The organism is Pseudomonas mandelii (assembly GCF_900106065.1).
Taxonomy (GTDB): domain Bacteria; phylum Pseudomonadota; class Gammaproteobacteria; order Pseudomonadales; family Pseudomonadaceae; genus Aquipseudomonas; species Aquipseudomonas mandelii.
Map to the genome: position 1 here is coordinate 2,546,910 of NZ_LT629796.1, position 21,064 is coordinate 2,567,973.

The following is a 21,064-nucleotide window of genomic DNA, read 5'->3' on the forward strand; positions in this document are numbered from 1 at the left end:
ATGATTCGACTTCAGAACCTGACTTTACAGCGTGGCCCTCAACGTCTGCTAGAAGACGCTGAGCTGACCCTGCATGCCGGCCACAAAGCCGGCCTCATCGGTGCCAACGGCGCCGGCAAATCGAGCCTGTTCGCCTTGATTCGAGGCGAACTGCACCCGGACTCGGGTGACTGCTTCCTGCCGGCCGACTGGCGCATCGCCCACATGCGTCAGGAAATCGAGACCCTCGAACGCCTGGCGGTCGACTACGTGCTCGATGGTGACCTGCGCCTGCGTGAGGTGCAACGCGACCTCGCCGCTGCCGAAGCATCGCATGACGGCGCCGCTCAGGCCCGTCTGCACGTGGAACTCGACAGTGCCGACGGTTACACCGCCGACGCCCGGGCCCGCAAGCTGCTGGCCGGTCTTGGGTTCACTAACGAGCAAATGGATCGTCCGGTAGGAGATTTCTCTGGTGGCTGGAGGATGCGTCTGAACCTGGCGCAGGCTTTGATGTGCCCCTCGGACCTGTTGCTGCTCGACGAACCGACCAACCACTTGGACCTCGACGCCATCATCTGGCTCGAAGATTGGCTGAAAAGCTATCCGGGCACCTTGCTGCTGATTTCCCACGACCGGGACTTCCTCGACGCCGTGGTCGATCACGTCGCCCACGTTGACCAGCGCAAGATCACTCTGTACCGCGGTGGTTATAGCGCCTTCGAACGCGCCCGTGCCGAACGCCTGGCCCAGCAACAGCAGGCCTACGAGAAGCAGCAGGCGCAACGTGCGCACATGGAAAGCTACATCGCCCGTTTCAAGGCCCAGGCCACCAAGGCCCGTCAGGCCCAGAGCCGGATCAAGGCGCTGGAGCGGATGGAGGAACTGTCCGCCGCCCACGTCGATTCGCCGTTCGACTTCGTCTTCCGCGAATCGCAGAAAATCTCCAGCCCGTTGATTGATCTGTCGGATGCTCGCCTGGGTTATGGCGACAAAGCCGTGCTGGAGAAGGTCAAGCTGCAACTGACCCCCGGCGCACGGATCGGTTTGCTCGGCCCGAACGGCGCCGGTAAATCGACCCTGATCAAAAACCTCGCCGGTGAACTGTCGCCGCTGGCCGGTCGCCTGACCCGTGGCGAGAACACGGTCGTGGGCTACTTCGCCCAGCATCAGCTGGACTCTCTCGATTCCAAGGCCAGCCCGTTGCTGCATTTGCAGCGCCTGGCACCGACCGAGCGCGAGCAGACTCTGCGTGATTTCCTTGGCGGTTTCGACTTCCGTGGCGCGCGCATCGATGAGCCGGTGCTGAATTTCTCCGGTGGCGAAAAGGCCCGTCTGGCCCTGGCATTGATTGCCTGGGATCGGCCGAACCTGTTGCTGCTCGACGAACCGACCAACCACCTGGACCTCGAAATGCGCCTGGCGCTGACCATGGCCCTGCAGGAATTCAGTGGCGCGGTGCTGGTGGTCTCTCACGATCGTCATTTGCTCAAAAGCACCACCGATAATTTCTATCTGGTGGCCGACGGCAAGGTCGAGGAGTTCGACGGCGATCTGGAAGACTACGCCCGCTGGCTGGTCGACTACCGTCAGCGCAATGCGCCGGTCAGCAACACCCCGGTCAACCCGGACAAGACCGACAAGAAGGCCCAGCGCCAGGCCGCTGCTGCGTTGCGTCAGCAACTGGCACCGCACAAGCGTGAGGCTGACAAGCTCGAAACCGAGTTGGGCAAGCTGCACGAGAAACTGGCGAAGATCGATACCAGCCTTGGCGACAGTGACATTTACGAACCGGCGCGCAAGAACGATTTGCGCGATCTGCTGGCTGAACAGGCCAAGTTGAAGGTGCGTGAAGCCGAACTCGAAGAAGCCTGGATGGAAGCCCTGGAACTGCTCGAAAGCATGCAGGCGGAGCTGGAGGCGCTGTCTTGATGGAAGCCTTCAAGCTGCCGCTGCCGGCGGGGTGGGGCGAGCCGATCTGGTTCGCTGCGCAAATCCTGCTGATTCTGTTGGCGGGTTACCTTGCCCAGCGCTTCGTCGCTAAATGCCTGACGCGCCTGGGCGAGCGCTACCCGTTTCCACCGCAACTGCTGATGCCGCTGCGCGGAGGTTTGCGCTGGCTGATCATGGGCAGTGCGCTGATTTTCGTACTCGAACGCCTCGGAGTCTCGGCCACCGTGCTCTGGACCGCGTTGTCCGGGTTTGTTGCGGTCGCGGCAGTAGCGTTCTTCGCCATGTGGAGCGTGCTGTCCAACCTGCTGTGCGCGATCCTGATCTTCACCGTCGGCCCGTTCCGCATCGGTGACGTCGTCGAGTTGGTGGACACCACCGACAAGCCCGGCGTCAAAGGCCGGGTGGTGGCGATCAACCTGCTCTACACCACGCTGATTGAAGCGGAAGAGCTCGGTACCGGCAGCGCCATGGTGCAAGTGCCCAACAGTCTGTTCTTCCAGCGTTCGGTTCGGCGCTGGCGCGGGAGTGATGTGTTTCCGTTGAGCGGGATCGAAAAGTAAACCTTCTGTTGCCGGACACACCGCTATCGCGAGCAGGCTCCTCCCACAGGGGAACGTATTTCAACTGTGGGCGTGAGCCGGCTCGCGATGGGGCCAAAAGTCATAAAACGTTGGTCGGCAGTGGCTCTATCCTTCAAAAAATCGGTAGTCATCAGCCCAAAGCCGCATTAGCTTAGACGTCTGTCACAAGTCTGAGTCGAGGTGTGCAATGGAGCTTCAAACATGGCTGGCGTTTTTTGCCGCCTGTTGGGTGATCAGTCTGTCTCCCGGTGCCGGCGCCATTGCGTCGATGTCCAGCGGTCTGCAATACGGTTTCTGGCGCGGTTACTGGAACGCCCTGGGCCTGCAATTGGGCCTGGCGGTACAGATCGCGATTGTCGGCGCCGGTGTGGGCGCGATTCTCACGGCATCAGCCACCGCTTTCTATGCGATCAAATGGTTCGGTGTGGCCTACCTCGTTTATCTCGCGGTCAAGCAATGGCGCGCGTTGCCCAGCGACATGAGTGACGACGCGGCCGTGCGTCAGATCGGCAAGCCGCTGGCCCTGGTGTTCCGCGGTTTCCTGGTCAATATCAGCAACCCCAAGGCCCTCGTGTTCATGCTGGCGGTGTTGCCGCAGTTCATTGATCCTCACGCACCGCTGCTCGCTCAGTACCTGATCATTGGTGTGACCATGGTCTGCGTCGACCTGATCGTCATGGCCGGGTACACCGGGTTGGCGTCGAAGGTGCTGCGCCTGTTGCGCACGCCCAAGCAGCAAAAACGCATGAACCGGACCTTTGCCGGGCTGTTCATCGGTGCGGCGGCGTTTATGGCGACATTGCGCAAAGCTGCGGTTTAAAGCACCAAGGAACACAAAAGGCGACCTCCGAGGTCGCCTTTTTCATGTCCGGAGCCCGTGCAGAAACGCCGGTACTTGCTAACAAAGCTTGAGTGAAAGTCATTGGAAGTGAACAATGTGTTACTTCGTATTTCCAATTGAGATTCATTCATGACTGCCCCGTCCCGTTTCTTGGCCTGGCTGGTGTTGCCGCTGTTTGCCTTGTGCAGTTTCAATCTGCTGGCGGACACCGTGGAAGGCGCGCCGCAAGCCCTGCATTTGCTCGATTACATCGGCGCGGATTATCCGCAGACGGTGCAAGCGGGCAAGGTCATCGACGAGTCCGAATACCGCGAGCAGCTGGAATTCATCAAGGTGCTGCAAGGCTTGATCGCGGCGATGCCGGCCAAGCCGGAAAAAGCCGGGCTGGAGCAGGGCGTCAGCACGATACGCAGCGCCATTACTGCCCGTCAGGACGGCGCGGACGTGGCCCGTCAGGCTCGGCAGCTGGGTGCGAAGCTGGCCGTGGCCTATGAAGTCAGCCAGGCGCCGATCATTACCCCGGATCCGACCCGTGGTGCACCGCTTTACGCCCAGCATTGCTCGGTCTGCCACGGCGATACGGGGGCCGGTGACGGCCCGGCCGGTGTCGGTCTGACGCCGCCGCCGGCCAATCTGCGTGACACGGCGCGCCTGGATCACCTGAGTCTGTACGCGATCTACACCACAGTGGGCCTGGGCGTCGAAGGCACGGACATGCCGGCCTTCGCCGATCAACTGGACGATCGCCAGCGTTGGGACCTGGCAACCTACATCGCCGGCTTCAGCGCCGATCCGGCCGCCGCCACATCCGAAAAAACTTACAACATCGCCGACCTCGCTCGTCAGACGCCAGCCGAAGTGCAGGCCGCCGATGGCCCGCAAGCCGCCGCGACGTTCCGTGCGCAGCGGGCGCAACCGCCGCAGGTCAAGCGCGGCCCGGCGCAGTTGCTCGACTACACCGCCGCCACCCTGGACAAGAGCCTCGCGGCCTACCGTGCCGGCGATCATGATCAAGCCTATGACTTGTCGGTAGCGGCGTATCTTGAAGGCTTCGAACTGGTCGAGAGTTCGCTGGACAACGTCGACGCCAACGTGCGCAAGGACACCGAAAAGTCCCTGATGGCGTACCGTCAATCGTTGCAGGACGGCTCGCCGGTGGCCCAGGCCCAGCAGCGTCTGGACGCGGCCAAGGCCAAGTTGAAGGAGTCCGCCGGGCTGCTGGGCAGCGACGGCTTGAGCTGGTCCTTGAGCTACATCTCCGGGTTGCTGATTTTGCTGCGTGAAGGCCTCGAAGCGATTCTGGTGCTGGCGGCGATCCTGGCGTTCCTGCGCAATACCGGCCAGCAATCGGCGGTTCGCAGCGTCAACGTCGGTTGGGGCCTGGCGTTGCTGGCGGGTCTGGCGACCTGGGCACTGGCGGCCTATGTGATTGATGTCAGCGGTTCGCAGCGTGAATTGCTGGAAGGTGCGACGGCGTTGTTTGCCGCCGTCATGGTGCTCTGGCTGGGCGTGTGGATGCACGACCGTCGTCACGCGGCAGCCTGGCAGGACTACATCAAGAGCAGCCTGGTGGGCGGCGGCGGACGCTTCGGCTTTGCGACGCTGGCGTTTTTCTCGGTGTATCGCGAGCTGTTTGAAGTGATTCTGTTCTACGAAACTCTGTGGCTGCAGGCGGGGCCTGCGGGGCATAACGCAGTGTTGGCCGGTGGTGCAACGGCGCTGGTGTTGCTGGTCGGGCTGGCGTGGGTGATCCTGCGTGGCTCGCAGAAACTGCCGCTGTCGTTGTTCTTCAGCATCAACGCCGGTCTGCTGTGCGCGCTGTCGGTGGTGTTCGCAGGGCATGGCGTGAAGGCGTTGCAGGAAGCCGGAATCTTCGGCACCCGGCCGGTGCCGTTCTTTGACTTCGACTGGTTGGGGATTCACGCGGATGCGTATTCGCTGAGTGCCCAATGCGTGGCGATCGTTGCGATTGTGGTGCTGTATGGCCGTAGCTGGATGGTAGAGAAGCGGCGGGTGCAGGTTTCTTAAGAGCATTCGCTGCGCTCATATTCGCGGGCAAGCCTCGCTCCTACAGGTTGTACGCGGCCCCAAATAACGCGCGAATCCTGTAGGAGCGAGGCTTGCCCGCGAAGCTTTTAACGGAGGGAAACACAATGCGCGTATGGATCGATGCCGACGCCTGCCCACGGGCGGCGAAGGATCTGGTGGTGAAGTTCGCTCTCAAGCGCCAGTTCGAAGTGGTGCTGGTGGCGGGGCAGCCACAGATCAAACCTGGCCTGGCTCTGGTGAAGCTGATCGTGGTGCCCAGCGGCCCGGATGCCGCCGATGACTATCTGGTGGAACACGCGGTGCCAGGTGAGCTGGTGATTTGCAGCGATGTGCCGCTGGCTGATCGGCTGGTAAAAAACGGCGTTTCAGCGCTGGACCCGCGGGGCAAGGAATTCGATGCGCAGAACATGGGCGATCGGTTGGCAGTGCGTAACCTGTTCACCGATCTGCGTGAACAAGGCCAGATGAGTGGCGGGCCGGCGCCGTTTGGTGAGCGCGAGAAGCAGGCGTTCGCCAATGCGCTTGACCGGATACTCACTCGGCTGACCCGTAAAGCCTGAGCCTTGCTCAAATCAAAGGTGGGCGCGAGCAGGCTCACTCCCACAATTTGACCGCGTTAAGCGTCGTTTTCGTGGGTCAGTTCGAGGACACGGTCGACCAGTTTGTTGATCCCCGAGGCGGCTTCGCTGATGCTCTGGGCCAGCATATAAGCCGGGGTGCAGACGAGTTTGCGCGCCTTGTCTTCGACGATGTCGCTCACTGCGCAATCCTGGTGAGTGGCGCCCATCTTGTTCATGGCGGCGGCGGTATCGGCGTCGCTGCCAATGGTGCAGGTCACGCCTGGCCCATAGATTTTCGCCGCCAGCGCCGGCGAAATGCACATCAACCCCACCGGTTTGCCCGCTTCGGCAAACGCTTCGGTCAGCGCCAGGACGTCCGGTTGAACGGTGCAACCGGCGCCTTCGATGGCGAAGTTCGACAGGTTCTTGGCCGCGCCAAACCCACCCGGCACGATCAGCGCGTCGAAGTCTTCTACGCTCGCCTCACGAATGTCCTTGATGTTGCCCCGGGCGATCCGCGCCGATTCCACCAGCACGTTGCGTGACTCGGGCATTTCGTCGCCGGTCAGGTGATTGATCACATGCAATTGCGAGATATTGGGGGCAAAGCACTGCACCTCGGCGCCACGCTGGTCCAGGCGCAGCAAGGTAATCACGCTTTCGTGGATCTCGGCGCCGTCGTACACGCCACAGCCGGAAAGGATCACTGCAATTTTTTTGCTCATGGGTTTTTCTCCAGATTCATGGCGTTAAATGTCCACTAATTTGTCACTCGTTGCCATAGGGTTAATTCGCGGCTACACCTAGCATCTGTCCTCAAGATTCCGATCAGGGCGCGTCAATGGACTTCATTCTGTATGCGGTGCCGTTTTTCTTTGTGCTGATTGCCGTCGAGCTGCTGGCGGACCGTTGGCGCGGGTTGAGCAATTATCGGCTGGCGGACGCGATCAACAGCATCAGCACCGGGGTGTTGTCGACCACTACCGGCCTGTTGACCAAAGGCGTCGGCCTGGTGACCTATGCGTTTGCCCTCAAGCACCTGGCGCTGTTCGAACTGTCGGCCGACAGCGTCTGGGTCTGGGTGTTTGCCTTCGTCCTCTATGACTTCTGCTACTACTGGCTGCACCGTATGGGCCATGAGCGCAACATCCTCTGGGCCGCGCACTCGGTGCATCACCAGAGTGAGGACTACAACCTCTCCACGGCCCTGCGCCAGACCAGTACCGGCTTTCTGCTGAGCTGGATTTTCTACCTGCCGATGGCGGTGCTCGGCGTGCCGTTGCTGGTGTTCATCAGCGTTGCCGCGCTCAACTTGCTCTATCAGTTCTGGGTGCATACCAAACACATTCCCAAGCTCGGCTGGTTCGAGTGGTTCTTTGTCACGCCGTCCAATCATCGGGCTCACCATGCACAGAACGCTCTCTACATGGATCGCAACTACGGCGGGGTGTTCATTATTTGGGACCGTCTATTCGGCTCGTTCCAGGAAGAGGACGACAACGAGCCGGTGATTTTCGGCGTGACCACGCCGTTGGCAAGCTGGAATCCGTTGTGGGCGAACGTGCAGTTTTACGCACAGCTTTGGGATGACGCGCGACGGGCTGAAAGCACATGGGACAAGCTGCGGATCTGGTTCATGCGCACCGGCTGGCGGCCGGCGGATGTGGCGGCCAAGTACCCGATGAACAAACCGGACCTGAGTCAGTTCCGCAAATTCGAGGTGCCGCTGGACGGGCGTCAGCAGGTGTATGTGGCGTTGCAGTTCTGCGTTTACATCGCGCTGGGCAGCTATTTGATGAACCTTGAGCCACGTTTGCCGACTGCCGCGCTGGTGTTGGGCTGGGGCGCAGTGGCGTTCGGCTTGTTTACGTTGGGCATGGCCCTGGAGAATCGCCCGCAGGCGTTGAAACTGGAGCTGCTGCGCCTGACATCGAATGTGCCGCTGGTGTGGCTGGCGCCGGTAGTCGGGCTGTGGCCGGCCAGCGCGGTGGGCTGGATCGGCCTGTTCAGCTACAGCCTGCTCAGCGGCATCGGTCTCTACTGTTGCAGGGACCGCTTCACTCGGTTGGCGTCTTAGTCTCGGCTGCCTTGGCCAGCTCGGCTTGCTCGTCGGCGTAGATCTTCTTCGCCAGACGGGCATTCTTGAAACGCCGGCGCAGCCACAAGCCCAGGCCCAGTACCAGCAGGGCACCAAGCACCCACAGCTCGTACTTCTTGACGCTGCCCAGCATGCCCTCAAGCACCGCGCCGAAGTGATACGCCGCTGCGGCCAGTGCGGTCGCCCAGATCGCAGCACCAATCCCGTTGAGCAGCAGATAACGCCCCGGCGGATATCCCGACAGGCCGATCGCCACCGGCATGACCGTGCGCAATCCATAGACGAAGCGGAAACTCAGCACCCAGATGTCCGGGTGTTTGCGGATATGTTCCAGCGCCCGGTCACCCATCAGTTGCCAGCGTGGTTTGCGCGCCAGCAATTTGCGACCGTGTTTTCGCCCGAGGAAATACCACAGCTGATCGCCGGCATAACTGCCACAGAACGCCACGATCGTGACGATCTTGATGTCCATGTATCCGCGGAACGCGAGGAAGCCTGCGAGCACCAGGATGGTTTCGCCTTCGAAGAACGTGCCGAGAAAGAGGGCGAAGTAGCCGAATTCCTGAAGAAATTGTTGGAGCATTGTCTGGATGCTGGCGAAATGAACGCGCAGCCTAACCCTTCGTGAACATTCATGAAAGTGTCCAAATGTGTCTCGACGTGAACATTTCCTACAAGGACAATGGAATGCGACTACCTGCCGCAGGGGTGCACATAACTGTAATACCACGGTCATAATGGCCGCTTATAACTGTCACGCTCGCACGCCAGCGGGCTCAGGAGTCTGCCGTGAGCTTTACCCCCGCCAACCGTTTGTTTCCTGCAACCCGCCTGCGTCGCAATCGCCGTGATGATTTTTCGCGTCGACTGGTCCGTGAAAACGTTCTGACCGTCGACGATCTGATCCTGCCGGTGTTCGTGCTGGACGGTGAAAACCGTCGCGAAGCAGTCGCGTCGATGCCGGGGGTTGAGCGTCTGACCATTGATCTGTTGCTCGAAGAAGCGGCCAAGTGGGTCGAACTGGGGATTCCGGCAGTGGCGTTGTTCCCGGTCACGCCCCCGGAGCTCAAGTCCCTGGACGCCGCCGAAGCCTGGAACCCGAACGGCATCGCTCAACGCGCCACCCGCGCCTTGCGTGCGCAGTTCCCGGAACTGGGTGTGATCACTGACGTCGCTCTGGACCCGTTCACCACCCACGGCCAGGACGGCATTCTCGACGAAGAGGGCTACGTGCAGAACGACATTACCGTCGATGCCCTGGTCAAGCAGGCGCTATCCCACGCCGAGGCAGGCGCACAGGTGGTGGCCCCGTCGGACATGATGGACGGTCGCATCCAGGCCATCCGCGAAGCGCTGGAGCTGGCCGATCACGTCAACGTGCGGATCATGGCTTACTCTGCCAAGTACGCGAGCGCCTATTACGGCCCGTTCCGCGACGCGGTGGGTTCGGCGCTGAACCTGGGCAAGGCCAACAAGGCCTCCTATCAGATGGACCCGGCCAACAGCAACGAAGCCCTGCACGAAGTGGCGGCGGACTTGTCAGAAGGCGCGGACATGGTCATGGTCAAGCCAGGCATGCCGTATCTGGACATCCTTTACCGGGTCAAAGAAGAATTTAAAGTGCCGACCTTTGTTTATCAGGTCAGCGGTGAATACGCCATGCACATGGCGGCCATCCAGAATGGCTGGTTGAGCGAAGGGGTTATCCTCGAATCCCTGACCGCTTTCAAACGTGCAGGGGCTGATGGCATCCTGACTTACTTTGCCGTGCGCGCCGCTCAATTGTTACGAGAGCAGAAATAGCCCTCCCAGGAACATTCCATGAATACCGAAGGACTCACTGAAGTTGCCGTAAAAGAAGCTCAACCCGTGGTCGAGCAAATCGCCGAGACGCCGCCGGAGCTGGAACCCGCTCCACCCGCGGCGGTGACCGAAACCGCAACAGCGGCGCCAGCGATTGCCATTCCCGGTCTGGATGACAGCAGCCTGTATATCCATCGCGAGCTCTCGCAACTGCAGTTCAACATCCGCGTGCTGGAACAGGCGCTGGATGAGTCCTACCCGTTGCTGGAGCGGCTGAAGTTCCTGCTGATCTTCTCCAGCAACCTGGACGAGTTCTTCGAGATTCGCGTGGCTGGCCTGAAGAAGCAGATCACCTTCGCCCGTGAGCAGGCCGGTGCCGATGGTCTGCAACCGCATCAGGCCCTGGCCCGCATCAGCGAGCTGGTACACGGTCACGTCGACCGTCAGTACGCGATCCTCAATGACATTTTGTTGCCGGAACTGGAAAAACATCAGGTCCGCTTCATCCGTCGGCGTCACTGGACCACCAAGATCAAGACCTGGGTGCGCCGCTATTTCCGCGACGAGATTGCGCCGATCATCACCCCGATCGGCCTCGACCCGACGCACCCGTTCCCGTTGCTGGTGAACAAGAGCCTGAACTTCATCGTCGAGCTCGAAGGCATCGACGCCTTCGGTCGCGATTCCGGTCTGGCGATCATCCCCGCGCCACGCTTGCTGCCGCGCGTGATCAAGTTGCCGGAAGAAGTGGGCGGCTCGGGCGACAACTATGTATTCCTGTCGTCGATGATCCACGCGCACGCCGATGACCTGTTCCAGGGCATGAAGGTCAAGGGCTGCTACCAGTTCCGCCTGACCCGAAACGCTGACCTCGCGGTCGATACCGAAGACGTGGAAGACCTGGCCCGCGCCCTGCGCGGCGAGCTGTTCTCCCGTCGCTACGGTGACGCGGTGCGCCTGGAAGTGGCCGACACGTGCCCGAAACACCTGTCCGACTACTTGCTCAAGCAGTTCAACCTGCACGAGACCGAGCTGTATCAGGTCAACGGTCCGGTCAACCTGACCCGCCTGTTCAGCATCACCGGCCTGGACAGTCAGCGAGCGCTGCAATACACGCCGTTCACCCCGCAGATCCCGAAACTGCTGCAGAACAGCGAGAACATCTTCAGCGTGATCAGCAAGCAGGACATCCTGCTGCTGCACCCGTTCGAGTCCTTCACTCCCGTGGTCGACCTGCTGCGCCAGGCCGCGAAGGACCCGCATGTATTGGCGGTCCGCCAGACTCTGTACCGCTCCGGCGCCAACTCGGAAATTGTCGATGCGCTGGTGGATGCCGCGCGTAACGGCAAGGAAGTCACCGCGGTAATCGAGTTGCGTGCGCGCTTCGACGAAGAGTCCAACCTGCAACTGGCCAGCCGTCTGCAAGCGGCCGGTGCGGTGGTGATTTACGGCGTGGTGGGCTTCAAGACCCACGCCAAGATGATGCTGATTCTGCGTCGCGAAGCCGGCGAGATCGTGCGTTACGCCCACTTGGGTACCGGCAACTACCACGCGGCCAACGCCCGTCTGTACACCGACTACAGCTTGCTGACCTCGGACGACGCCTTGTGCGAAGACGTCGGCAAACTGTTCAGCCAGCTTATCGGCATGGGGAAAACCCTGCGCATGAAGAAGCTGCTGCACGCGCCATTCACGTTGAAGAAGGGCATGCTCGACATGATTGCCCGGGAAACCCAGTTCGCCCTCGATGGCAAACCGGCGCACATCATCGCCAAATTCAACTCGCTGACCGATCCGAAGATCATCCGCGCGCTGTACAAGGCCAGTCAGTCCGGGGTGCGTATCGATCTGGTGGTGCGCGGCATGTGCTGCCTGCGTCCGGGTATCGCCGGGGTGTCGCACAACATCCATGTGCGCTCGATCATCGGGCGTTTCCTGGAGCACACCCGGGTGTTCTACTTCCTCAATGGCGGTGAAGAGCAGATGTTCCTGTCCAGCGCCGACTGGATGGAGCGCAACCTCGACAAGCGCGTAGAGACTTGCTTCCCGGTCGAGGGCAAGAAGCTGATCATGAGGGTCAAGAAAGAGCTGGAGCTTTATCTGACCGACAACACCCACAGCTGGAGCCTGCAGGCGGACGGTCGCTACATCCGCAACACGCCGACCGGCAACCAGAACCCGCGCAGCGCGCAGGCGACCTTGCTGGAGCGACTGGGCAGCCCGATTCTCGCCGTTCGCTGACGCAGATTCGGTTGGGCAAAAAAAGGGCGATCCACATGGATCGCCCTTTTTGGTTTCAGCTGTCCCGTCCTGAATAAGGTTTACACCTTCTGATCTGTTTTTCAGGAGGACGTAATGGAATCAGCAAAAAGGCGTAGTCAGCGAGACTACACGCTGACCTTTAAATTGTCGGTAGTCGATCAGGTCGAAAAAGGCGAGCTGAGCTATAAAGAGGCTCAGGAGCGCTACGGGATTCAAGGCAAAACGACCGTTCTGACGTGGTTACGCAAGCACGGTCGGCAGGATTGGAGCCCAGGCACATACATTGGCTCGCCGAGGATGGGGTCTATGCCCGACAAAAACCGACCATTAACGCCAGAACAACGCATCAAAGAGCTTGAAGAACAGTTGGCGCTGTCCAATCAGAAAGCGCAGTTTTTCGAGGCGGTCTTGGATGTCTTGAAAAATGACTACGGTCTCTCTGTCGTAAAAAAGCGTCCCGGCAAGTCCTCGCGCAAAAACGAATCCAAAACCTGAGCATCAGCAGGGCTTGCCAGTTCATGGGGATAAGCCGCCAGGCTTACTACAAACGCAATCGCGCCGATGCAGCTCGTCTGGTTCTGGATCAGAAAGTTGCCGATTTCGTTCAACAAAAGCGCCTGCGGCAGCCGCGGCTGGGCACCCGAAAGCTGTATTACTTGCTGCAATGCCAGCCTCAACTTGAGCTGCAAGTGGGGCGAGATCGGCTGTTTTCGATTCTGCGTGAACGGCGTTTATTGGTGGCTCGCAAGCGGGCGTATCACAAGACGACCAATAGTCATCATCGCTTTCACCGCCACCCGAACCTGCTCAAACCAGGTCCTGATCAGGTTGTTCCCTGCGGCCCGGAACAAGTCTGGGTGGCTGACATAACCTATTTGCCAACTCAGGAAGGTGTGGCTTATCTGAGCCTTGTGACGGATGCTTTTTCGCGAAAGATCGTGGGCTATCACGTCCATGAAAGCCTTTATGCCGAGTCGGTAGCACACGCGCTGAGCTGGGCGGTAGAGCACCGTCGGACAGAGCAGCCGTTGGTGCACCACTCAGATAGAGGTATCCAATATTGCTCGGGGATGTACCAAGCGTTGCACGCGAAATACGGCATTCGATGTTCAATGACGGATGGCTATGACTGCTACCAAAATGCCTTGGCAGAGAGGGTCAACGGGATACTGAAGACAGAGCTTATGCTTCAGCGGCCGCAGGATTTGACGCAAGCGAAGAAGATGGTGAGTGAGTCGGTATCGATCTACAACGGCGAGCGACCGCACCTGTCTTTGAAATACAAAACGCCCGATGCGGTGCATCGGGCGTTAGGGTGAAACAGGTGTAAACCTATTTCAGGACTAGACAAGCTCCCTCGCCACAGGGAATGTGTTCGCTGCGGTTTTTAGCGCACGTTCAGCGTGAAGCTGACCCGCGTCAGCCATTCAGCCTCAAGGGCGAAGTCGGCCTGGGTCAGTTGGTTTTCGTCCAGCCAGTTTTCAGGGAACAACACATCGAGGCTGTCGCGTTTGGCGTGCAAGACGACCTGCGGCATTTCCTGGGTGCCACGGATGTGATGGAACAGGATCGCAAAGCGCAGCAGCACGCACAGACGAATCAGCTTGATCCCGTCCTCGCCGAAATCGGCAAACCGGTCCCGGGGAATGTTGCGTCGGTGACCGCGCACCAACAACGCGAGCATCAGTTGGTCTTCACGGGAGAACCCGGCCAGGTCCGAGTGCTCGATCAGGTAGGCGCCGTGCTTGTGGTATTGATAATGAGCGATGTCCAGGCCCACTTCATGGACCTTGGCCGCCCAGCCGAGCAGTTCGCGCCAGACGCCGTCATCCAGTTCCCAATCCTTGGCCACCTGATCGAAGGCATGCAGGGCTTTGCGCTCGACCCGCGCCGCTTGTTCCAGATCGACGTGATAACGCTCCATCAACGAGCTGAGCGTGCGCTCACGGACGTCTTCATGGTGATGACGGCCCAGCAGGTCATAGAGCACGCCTTCGCGCAGGGCGCCTTCACAGTGGTCCATGCGTTGCAGTTCTAGGGCGTCGAAGATCGCTTCGAGAATCGCCAGGCCGGCGGGGAAAATCGCGCGGCGGTCAGGCTTGATGCCTTCGAAGTCGATTTTCTCGACATCGCCCAGCTTCATCAGTTTGCGCTTGAGCCAGGCCAGGCCTTCGGCGTTGACCTCGCCCGTGCCATGACCGCCCGCCTTCAGCGCCAGGCCAATGGCGCGGATGGTGCCCGAGGAGCCGATGGCTTCATCCCAGGTCAGGCGATGCAGCGCGTGTTCGATGCTCATGATCTCCAGCCGCGCTGCGGTGTACGCCTGGGCGTAGCGGGCCGGGGTGATCTTGCCATCCTTGAAATAACGCTGAGTATAACTGACGCAGCCCATCTGCAGGCTTTCGCGCAGCAGCGGTTCGAAGCGCTGGCCGATAATGAATTCGGTACTGCCGCCGCCAATGTCGGCCACCAGGCGTTTGCCCGGGGTGTCGGCGAGGGTGTGGGACACGCCGAGGTAGATCAGGCGCGCTTCTTCACGGCCGGAGATGACTTCCACCGAGTGGCCGAGGATTTCTTCGGCGCGGCGGATGAATTCACCGCGGTTGCGGGCTTCACGCAGGGCGTTGGTGCCGACGATCCGCACGGCACCGGGCGGCATACCGTTGATCAGTTGGGCAAAACGCTTCAGGCAATCGAGCCCGCGCTGCATGGATTCTTCGTTGAGCTGACGCTCTTCGTCGATGCCGGCGGCCAGCTGAACTTTCTCCCCGAGGCGCTCGAGAATACGGATTTCGCCGTTCTGGGCCTTGGCCACGACCATGTGAAAGCTGTTGGAGCCCAGGTCGATTGCGGCGATCAGGGACAGATTCTTGGCTTGGGATTGCGGCATGGTCATGGGGTCTCGGTCGATAACCTCGACATCCTGCCACGATCAAACGCTGCCGCCAACGCGCAGCGTTCAAAGCCTTGATCCAGAGCACGGACGGCATGAGTTCCTGTGGCGAGGGAGCTTGCTCCCGCTCGACTGCGCAGCAGTCGCAAAACCTGCACATGCGATCCAGTGAAAACGAGGTGATAATTTTTAGGGCCGCTGCGCAGCCCAGCGGGAGCAAGCTCCCTCGCCACAAAAGGGTTAGCCTGCTGCTTCAACTGTGCCGATGAAGTTCGCCAGCTCCGCCGTCTGCGGGTTCGCAAACAGAATCTTCGGATCCCCCACCTCATGCACCTTGCCCTGATGCATGAACACCAACTTATCCCCAACCTCCCGGGCAAAGCGCATTTCATGGGTGACCATGATCAGTGTCATGCCTTCCTTGGCCAGTTGCCGCACCACGCTCAGCACTTCATTGACCAATTCCGGGTCCAGCGCTGACGTGATTTCGTCGCACAGCAAGACTTTGGGAGACATTGCCAACGCCCGGGCAATCGCTACGCGCTGCTGCTGCCCGCCCGACAGCCGGTCCGGGAAGGCATCAAACTTCTCGCCCAGCCCGACCCGCTCCAGCATCTCCCGCGCCAGCTCGACCGCTTTGGCCTTCGGCACTTTCTGCACCACTTGCGGCGCGAGCATCACGTTCTCGCCCACGGTCAGGTGCGGGAACAGGTTGAACTGCTGGAACACCATCCCGACTTTCTGCCGCAAGGTGCGCAAATCGGCGCGAGCGGCATCGAGGTATTCGCCGTCGACCTCAATTACGCCGTCGTTGATCGACTCCAGGCCGTTGAGGGTGCGCAGCAAGGTGGATTTGCCCGAGCCGCTGCGGCCGATGATCGCCACCACCTGGCCCTCCTCGACGCTCAGGTCGATGCCTTTGAGCACATGGTGGTCGCCGTAATATTTATGCAGGGCGGAAATTCTAAGCAGAGGCATGCAGTCTCCTTTCCAGGTAGCGCGCACTGAGGGACAAGGGGTAGCAAAGCAGGAAGTAGCCGAGGGCGACGAGGCCATAGACCATGAAGGGTTCGAATGTCGCGTTGGCGAGCATGCCGCCGGTCTTGGTCAGTTCGGTGAAACCGATGATCGAGGTCACGGCGGTGCCTTTGACCACTTGCACCGAGAAGCCCACGGTGGGTGCCACGGCGATCCGCAGCGCTTGCGGCAGAATCACGTAGCGCAGTTGCTCCAGCGGGTTGAGCGCCAGGCTTGACGAGGCTTCCCACTGACCATTGGGAATCGAATCGACGCAGCCGCGCCAGATCTCCGCCAGATAGGCGCTGGTAAACAGCGTCAGGGCGAGCGCCGCCGCCATCCACGGCGAAATCTCCACACCGGCCAGCGCCACGCCGAAAAACACCAGAAACAGCTGCATCAACAGCGGCGTACCCTGGAACAGCTCGATGTAAGTGCGGGCAATGTTACGCGGCAGAGGCTTTTTCGAGATGCGCATGACCATGATCAGCAAGCCGATCAGCCCGCCGCCGATAAACGCCACCAGCGATAACGCCAGGGTCCACTGCAGGCCGGTGAGCAGGTTGCGCACGATGTCCCAGAAGGTGAAATCGCTCATTGGCTGCTCCTCGAGATATAGCGGCGGCCGATCCAGTTCAGCAGTTGGCGGATCAGCAGCGCCATGCACAGGTACAGCAGCGTGGTCAGGGCATAGGTTTCAAAGGCGCGGAAGTTGCGCGACTGAATGAAGTTGGCGGCAAAGCTCAGTTCTTCGGTGGCGATTTGCGAACAGACCGCCGAGCCGAGCATGACGATGATGATCTGGCTGCTCAGGGCCGGCCAGACCTTGCCCAGCGCTGGCAGCAGCACCACGTGGCGGAACGCTTCGAATCGACTCATCGCCAAGGCCGCTGCGGCTTCCAGCTGTCCTCGGGGGATCGCCTGGATACCGGCGCGGATGATTTCGGTCGAGTAGGCACCGAGGTTGATCACCATCGCCAGCACCGCCGCCTGCCATTCGGAAATCTGTACTCCCAGCGACGGCAAGCCGAAGAAAATGAAAAACAGCTGCACCAGAAACGGCGTATTGCGGATCAACTCGACGTAGACCCCGAAGATCGCCGAGAACGGGCGAATGTTCCACGCCCGCACCAGCGCCCCGACGATGCCCAACCCCACACCCAGCACTGCGCCGATGGCCGTCAGTTCAAGGGTGAACAAGGCGCCGCGCAGTAGCAGATCGGTGTTTTGCACCACCGGCAGAAAGTCGAACTGATAGGCCATATCAAATCTCCCGAGCGACGATCAGAGGTCGGCCGGCAATGGCTCTTTCAGCCAGGTCTGGGAGTTTTTCTCCAGTGCGCCGTCGGTTTTGGCGGTGGCGAGGATCTGATTGACCTTGCCCAACAGCGCCGGCTCGTTCTTGTTCACGCCGACATAGACCGGCGAGTCCTTGAGCTTCACTTTCAACGCTGGAATGCGTTTAGGGTTCTTCTCGCTGATCGCGACCATCACCACGTTGCCGCTGGCGATGAGGTCGACTTGCCCGGCGATGTAGGCGGCAATGGTCGAGTTGTTGTCTTCGAAGCGTTTGATGGTCACACCTTCGGGAGCGACTTTGGTCAGCTCGATGTCTTCGATGGCGCCCCGGGTGACGCTGACGGTTTTACCCTTGAGGTCGTCCAGGCCTTTGATGTCGGCATCTGGCGGACCGAACACGGCGAGGTAGAACGGCGCATAGGCGCTGGAGAAGTCGATGACTTTCTCGCGCTCGGGGTTCTTGCCCAGGCTGGAGATCACCAGGTCGACCTTGCCGGTGGTCAGGAATGGAATGCGGTTGGTGCTGTTGACCGGGGTCAGTTCAAGTTTGACCTTGAGTTGCTCGGCCAGCAGTTTGGCGGTGTCGATGTCGAGGCCTCGGGGTTTCATGTCCGGGCCGACCGAGCCGAACGGCGGAAAGTCCTGAGGCACGGCGACCTTGAGGACGCCGCGTTTGACTACATCCTCCAGGCCGTCGGCGTGAGCGGGTGCCTGGCACAACATCAGGCTGGCAAACAGGGCAGTGAGAAGGGCGCTGTAACGCAGGGTCATGGCGAATCTCCGAATCGACGAGGAATGAATTCTGCGGATCGACAGAGCACGGGCCATGCCAAGAAGCGGATTTGGGGGCCGCAGGCCACGGTTTTACTGGATTCTTTCGGTCTTACTGGTCTGAACAGTGAATGGGCGTTTCGCACCCTCATGGCGCATCCGTGAAACGTGCCGAACCCCCATGGGGCACGACTTGCCGAGGGCTGCGAATAGCTTTACAACTAGCCGCTCATTGTCCTGGTTCGTCTGAAAAAACCATGAATTCGATTTCCAGAGCCGTACCTGAAGTGGCGCTGCAAGCCATCCGTAAACTGATCACCGAACAGGGTTTCGCGCCGGGCGATGCCTTGCCTTCGCAGCGAGATCTGGCGGTGCAATTGGGGGTGAGTCGGGCGTCCCTGCGTGAGGCGCTGTCGTCGTTGAGTGCGTTGGGCGTGATCAGCATCCAGCCGGGCAAGGGCGTATTCGTGCAGTCGCCGGTGGATTTGCCGCGCGGCGATGCGGCACTGAGCTGGCCCTTCGCAGCCCAGGCATCGCCGTTGGATATTTTCCAGTTGCGTTATGCCCTGGAAGGTTTTGCCGCCGGTTTGGCCGCGGTGACCCTGAGCACCCACGAGCTCGATACGCTGGAAGACAACGTGGCCGCCATGCGCAACGAATTGAAGGCAGGCGACTTCGAGGCGGCGGCACGACTGGATTTCGATTTTCACCGACGCATCCTGCTGGCCAGCGGTAATCAGGCAATGCTGAGCATCCTCACGGCCAGCGCCGACATCTTTTTGGAGAGCCAGAAGCTACCGTTCATCCGGGCCGAACGCGCCATGGAAACCTGGCAGGAACACCGCAAAATCCTCCGTGCGCTAGCCCGGCGTTCGTCCGGCGCGGCGCAGAAAGCCATGCAGGAACATGTACGCAATGCAGCCCTGCGTACCGGAATTGCCTTCGTCGCTCCCGCCACCCCGTGACTTGAGCTATACCCAAAGTCATGCGCCACCATAGCGAGACTCAATCAACTGCACCTTCCTGAACGAGGGAAGGGCGGCTATGATGGGCCACGTTTTTTTGCTTACAACCTGGAGACTTCCATGAGCAGCGATCTTATCAAACACGTCACCGACGCTAGCTTCGACGTCGACGTCCTCAAGGCCGAAGGCGCTGTACTGGTCGACTACTGGGCTGAATGGTGCGGCCCTTGCAAAATGATCGCTCCTGTCCTGGACGAAATTGCTGAAACCTACAAAGGCAAACTGACCGTTGCCAAGCTGAACATCGACGAGAACCAGGAAACCCCGGCCAAGCATGGCGTGCGTGGTATCCCGACTCTGATGCTGTTCAAGAACGGCAACGTTGAAGCGACCAAGGTCGGCGCACTGTCGAAGTCGCAACTGGCGGCCTTCCTCGACGCCAACATTTAAGCGTTGTTATAAAGCGTCAGGAAAAGGCCCCGCATATTGCGGGGCCTTTTCGTTATTGAGGGCTAGACGCTCCGAAACTCAGGTGGTACATTCGGCCCCGCACTGGTTTCTCCATTGCCCCCTGCTAGCCGTCGCCGACGCACTCCTTTTCGAATAAGTACGCGATCCTGTCGCCTTCTCTGCGGCGCGGCCTCATTAAGCCAAAAGCTTAATTTCCCCCCCTCCATAAATGATTACGTCATTCCTATATGAATCTGACTGAACTCAAGCAAAAGCCGATTACCGAACTGCTCGAATTGGCCGAACAGATGGGCATAGAAAATATGGCCCGTTCGCGCAAGCAGGACGTGATTTTCTCCCTGCTCAAAAAGCACGCGAAAAGCGGCGAGGAAATCTCCGGTGATGGCGTGCTGGAGATTCTCCAGGACGGCTTCGGCTTCCTGCGCTCCGCTGACGCTTCCTATCTCGCCGGCCCAGACGATATCTACGTCTCGCCGAGCCAGATCCGTCGCTTCAACTTGCGCACCGGTGACACCATCGTTGGCAAGATCCGCCCTCCGAAGGAAGGCGAGCGTTATTTCGCGCTGCTCAAGGTCGACACGATCAACTACGATCGGCCCGAGAACGCGAAAAACAAGATTCTCTTCGAGAACCTGACCCCGCTGTTCCCGACCGTGCGCATGAAGATGGAAGCCGGCAACGGTTCCACCGAAGACTTGACCGGTCGTGTCATCGACCTGTGCGCCCCGATCGGCAAAGGCCAGCGCGGTCTGATCGTTGCACCGCCGAAAGCCGGTAAAACGATCATGCTGCAGAACATCGCCGCCAACATCGCTCGTAACAACCCTGAAGTTCACCTGATCGTATTGCTGATCGATGAACGTCCGGAAGAAGTGACCGAAATGCAGCGCACCGTGCGCGGCGAAGTGGTTGCCTCGACGTTCGATGAGCCGCCAACCCGCCACGTGCAGGTTGCAGAAATGGTGATCGAGAAGGCCAAGCGCCTGGTCGAACACAAGAAAGACGTGGTGATCCTGCTCGATTCCATCACCCGTCTGGCTCGTGCCTACAACACCGTGATCCCGAGCTCCGGCAAAGTACTCACCGGTGGTGTCGATGCCCACGCACTGGAGAAACCGAAACGTTTCTTCGGCGCCGCGCGGAACATCGAGGAAGGCGGTTCGCTGACTATCATCGCCACCGCGCTGGTTGAAACCGGCTCGAAGATGGACGAAGTGATCTACGAAGAATTCAAAGGCACCGGCAACATGGAACTGCCTCTGGACCGTCGTATCGCTGAAAAACGCGTCTTCCCGGCCATCAATATCAACCGTTCCGGCACCCGCCGCGAAGAGTTGCTGACGGCCGACGACGAGTTGCAGCGCATGTGGATTCTGCGCAAGCTGCTGCACCCGATGGACGAAATTGCGGCCATCGAGTTCCTGGTCGACAAGCTGAAAACGACCAAGACCAACGACGAGTTCTTCTTGTCGATGAAGCGCAAGTAAGGCGGTTTTTACATCCGCTTAAAATGGCGTCCTTC

The 21,064-nt window shown here is 60.0% G+C and carries 18 protein-coding genes and 1 pseudogene; 12 read left to right on the forward strand and 7 right to left on the reverse strand.

What is annotated here, in order from left to right; translation table 11 throughout:
- From BLU63_RS11495 to BLU63_RS11515, 5 genes are all read left to right on the forward strand, one after another.
- Positions 1-1,911, forward strand: a complete 1,911-nt coding sequence (locus tag BLU63_RS11495) for an ATP-binding cassette domain-containing protein (RefSeq protein ID WP_083375487.1) — start codon at positions 1-3, stop codon at positions 1,909-1,911.
- The gene (locus BLU63_RS11500) at positions 1,911-2,492 is read left to right on the forward strand and encodes a mechanosensitive ion channel family protein (protein ID WP_010465057.1); all 582 of its coding nucleotides are present in this window, start codon (positions 1,911-1,913) and stop codon (positions 2,490-2,492) included. The genes BLU63_RS11495 and BLU63_RS11500 overlap by 1 nt, the downstream gene beginning before the upstream one ends.
- A 208-nt stretch (positions 2,493-2,700) precedes the next feature.
- Positions 2,701-3,333 carry a homoserine/homoserine lactone efflux protein gene (rhtB, locus tag BLU63_RS11505; protein ID WP_010465055.1) on the forward strand — a complete coding sequence of 211 codons (633 nt, stop codon included), beginning with the start codon at positions 2,701-2,703 and terminating at the stop codon, positions 3,331-3,333.
- A gap of 150 nt (positions 3,334-3,483) precedes the next feature.
- On the forward strand, positions 3,484-5,382 hold the full coding sequence (locus tag BLU63_RS11510) for an FTR1 family protein (protein WP_083375488.1): 1,899 nt from the start codon (positions 3,484-3,486) through the stop codon (positions 5,380-5,382).
- Between the two features lie 125 nt (positions 5,383-5,507).
- Positions 5,508-5,963 (forward strand): YaiI/YqxD family protein, encoded by a 456-nt coding sequence (locus BLU63_RS11515; protein WP_010465051.1) that lies wholly within the window; start codon positions 5,508-5,510, stop codon positions 5,961-5,963.
- 56 nt (positions 5,964-6,019) lie between these two features.
- Here BLU63_RS11515 and elbB read toward each other — a convergent pair whose 3' ends face one another.
- Complete coding sequence (gene elbB, locus BLU63_RS11520; protein ID WP_083375489.1) at positions 6,020-6,688, reverse strand: isoprenoid biosynthesis glyoxalase ElbB; 669 nt, start codon at positions 6,686-6,688, stop codon at positions 6,020-6,022.
- Positions 6,689-6,804: 116 nt separating this feature from the next.
- Between elbB and BLU63_RS11525 the strand changes: the two genes are divergently transcribed.
- Entirely contained in the window at positions 6,805-8,040 is a 1,236-nt protein-coding gene (locus BLU63_RS11525; RefSeq protein ID WP_083375490.1) for a sterol desaturase family protein, read from the forward strand.
- Here BLU63_RS11525 and BLU63_RS11530 read toward each other — a convergent pair.
- Complete coding sequence (locus BLU63_RS11530) at positions 8,021-8,644, reverse strand: DedA family protein (protein WP_077747159.1); 624 nt, start codon at positions 8,642-8,644, stop codon at positions 8,021-8,023. The two genes, BLU63_RS11525 and BLU63_RS11530, sit on opposite strands and share 20 nt — an antisense overlap.
- 206 nt (positions 8,645-8,850) lie before the next feature.
- Between BLU63_RS11530 and hemB the strand changes: the two genes are divergently transcribed.
- The 3 genes and pseudogenes from hemB to BLU63_RS11545 all read left to right on the forward strand — a co-directional run bounded on the left by hemB (position 8,851) and on the right by BLU63_RS11545 (position 13,473).
- Positions 8,851-9,864, forward strand: coding sequence for a porphobilinogen synthase (gene hemB / locus BLU63_RS11535; protein WP_010465043.1), 1,014 nt, complete (start codon positions 8,851-8,853; stop codon positions 9,862-9,864).
- An 18-nt stretch (positions 9,865-9,882) separates the two neighbouring features.
- Entirely contained in the window at positions 9,883-12,105 is a 2,223-nt protein-coding gene (gene ppk1 / locus BLU63_RS11540; RefSeq protein WP_010465040.1) for a polyphosphate kinase 1, read from the forward strand.
- Between the two features lie 114 nt (positions 12,106-12,219).
- Positions 12,220-13,473, forward strand: a pseudogene (locus BLU63_RS11545) (IS3 family transposase).
- Between the two features lie 40 nt (positions 13,474-13,513).
- Here BLU63_RS11545 and ppx read toward each other — a convergent pair.
- From ppx to BLU63_RS11570, 5 genes are all read right to left on the reverse strand, one after another.
- A complete protein-coding gene (ppx, locus tag BLU63_RS11550) occupies positions 13,514-15,016 on the reverse strand; it encodes an exopolyphosphatase (protein ID WP_010465038.1) in 1,503 nt (500 codons plus the stop codon).
- A 243-nt stretch (positions 15,017-15,259) separates the two neighbouring features.
- Positions 15,260-15,997: an amino acid ABC transporter ATP-binding protein gene (locus BLU63_RS11555; RefSeq protein ID WP_010465037.1), complete on the reverse strand. Its 738-nt coding sequence runs from the start codon at positions 15,995-15,997 to the stop codon at positions 15,260-15,262.
- Positions 15,984-16,634, reverse strand: a complete 651-nt coding sequence (locus BLU63_RS11560) for an amino acid ABC transporter permease (protein WP_083375491.1) — start codon at positions 16,632-16,634, stop codon at positions 15,984-15,986. The genes BLU63_RS11555 and BLU63_RS11560 overlap by 14 nt, the downstream gene beginning before the upstream one ends.
- On the reverse strand, positions 16,631-17,299 hold the full coding sequence (locus BLU63_RS11565; RefSeq protein WP_010465033.1) for an amino acid ABC transporter permease: 669 nt from the start codon (positions 17,297-17,299) through the stop codon (positions 16,631-16,633). Before BLU63_RS11565 ends, BLU63_RS11560 begins: the two co-directional genes overlap by 4 nt.
- 21 nt (positions 17,300-17,320) lie before the next feature.
- A complete protein-coding gene (locus BLU63_RS11570; RefSeq protein WP_083375492.1) occupies positions 17,321-18,106 on the reverse strand; it encodes a transporter substrate-binding domain-containing protein in 786 nt (261 codons plus the stop codon).
- Positions 18,107-18,363: 257 nt separating this feature from the next.
- On the opposite strand from BLU63_RS11570, the gene BLU63_RS11575 reads away from it, so the two are divergent.
- The 3 genes from BLU63_RS11575 to rho all read left to right on the forward strand — a co-directional run bounded on the left by BLU63_RS11575 (position 18,364) and on the right by rho (position 21,029).
- Positions 18,364-19,071, forward strand: a complete 708-nt coding sequence (locus BLU63_RS11575; RefSeq protein WP_010465028.1) for a FadR/GntR family transcriptional regulator — start codon at positions 18,364-18,366, stop codon at positions 19,069-19,071.
- Positions 19,072-19,191: 120 nt separating this feature from the next.
- A complete protein-coding gene (gene trxA / locus BLU63_RS11580; protein ID WP_008150340.1) occupies positions 19,192-19,521 on the forward strand; it encodes a thioredoxin TrxA in 330 nt (109 codons plus the stop codon).
- A 248-nt stretch (positions 19,522-19,769) separates the two neighbouring features.
- Positions 19,770-21,029: a transcription termination factor Rho gene (gene rho / locus BLU63_RS11585; RefSeq protein WP_007942421.1), complete on the forward strand. Its 1,260-nt coding sequence runs from the start codon at positions 19,770-19,772 to the stop codon at positions 21,027-21,029.
- Positions 21,030-21,064: the final 35 nt, after the last annotated feature.

Excerpts from the sequence above, each read along its gene's own strand:
- ppk1 (WP_010465040.1), top strand. The coding sequence starts at position 9,883 with ATGAATACCGAAGGACTCACTGAAGTTGCCGTAAAAGAAGCTCAACCC.
- BLU63_RS11525 (WP_083375490.1), top strand. The coding sequence starts at position 6,805 with ATGGACTTCATTCTGTATGCGGTGCCGTTTTTCTTTGTGCTGATTGCC.
- trxA (WP_008150340.1), top strand. The coding sequence starts at position 19,192 with ATGAGCAGCGATCTTATCAAACACGTCACCGACGCTAGCTTCGACGTC.
- BLU63_RS11560 (WP_083375491.1), bottom strand. The coding sequence starts at position 16,634 with ATGAGCGATTTCACCTTCTGGGACATCGTGCGCAACCTGCTCACCGGC.
- rho (WP_007942421.1), top strand. The coding sequence starts at position 19,770 with ATGAATCTGACTGAACTCAAGCAAAAGCCGATTACCGAACTGCTCGAA.
- BLU63_RS11565 (WP_010465033.1), bottom strand. The coding sequence starts at position 17,299 with ATGGCCTATCAGTTCGACTTTCTGCCGGTGGTGCAAAACACCGATCTG.
- BLU63_RS11495 (WP_083375487.1), top strand. The coding sequence starts at position 1 with ATGATTCGACTTCAGAACCTGACTTTACAGCGTGGCCCTCAACGTCTG.
- BLU63_RS11555 (WP_010465037.1), bottom strand. The coding sequence starts at position 15,997 with ATGCCTCTGCTTAGAATTTCCGCCCTGCATAAATATTACGGCGACCAC.
- BLU63_RS11500 (WP_010465057.1), top strand. The coding sequence starts at position 1,911 with ATGGAAGCCTTCAAGCTGCCGCTGCCGGCGGGGTGGGGCGAGCCGATC.
- elbB (WP_083375489.1), bottom strand. The coding sequence starts at position 6,688 with ATGAGCAAAAAAATTGCAGTGATCCTTTCCGGCTGTGGCGTGTACGAC.
- BLU63_RS11515 (WP_010465051.1), top strand. The coding sequence starts at position 5,508 with ATGCGCGTATGGATCGATGCCGACGCCTGCCCACGGGCGGCGAAGGAT.
- BLU63_RS11570 (WP_083375492.1), bottom strand. The coding sequence starts at position 18,106 with ATGACCCTGCGTTACAGCGCCCTTCTCACTGCCCTGTTTGCCAGCCTG.
- BLU63_RS11510 (WP_083375488.1), top strand. The coding sequence starts at position 3,484 with ATGACTGCCCCGTCCCGTTTCTTGGCCTGGCTGGTGTTGCCGCTGTTT.
- rhtB (WP_010465055.1), top strand. The coding sequence starts at position 2,701 with ATGGAGCTTCAAACATGGCTGGCGTTTTTTGCCGCCTGTTGGGTGATC.
- ppx (WP_010465038.1), bottom strand. The coding sequence starts at position 15,016 with ATGCCGCAATCCCAAGCCAAGAATCTGTCCCTGATCGCCGCAATCGAC.
- BLU63_RS11530 (WP_077747159.1), bottom strand. The coding sequence starts at position 8,644 with ATGCTCCAACAATTTCTTCAGGAATTCGGCTACTTCGCCCTCTTTCTC.
- BLU63_RS11575 (WP_010465028.1), top strand. The coding sequence starts at position 18,364 with ATGAATTCGATTTCCAGAGCCGTACCTGAAGTGGCGCTGCAAGCCATC.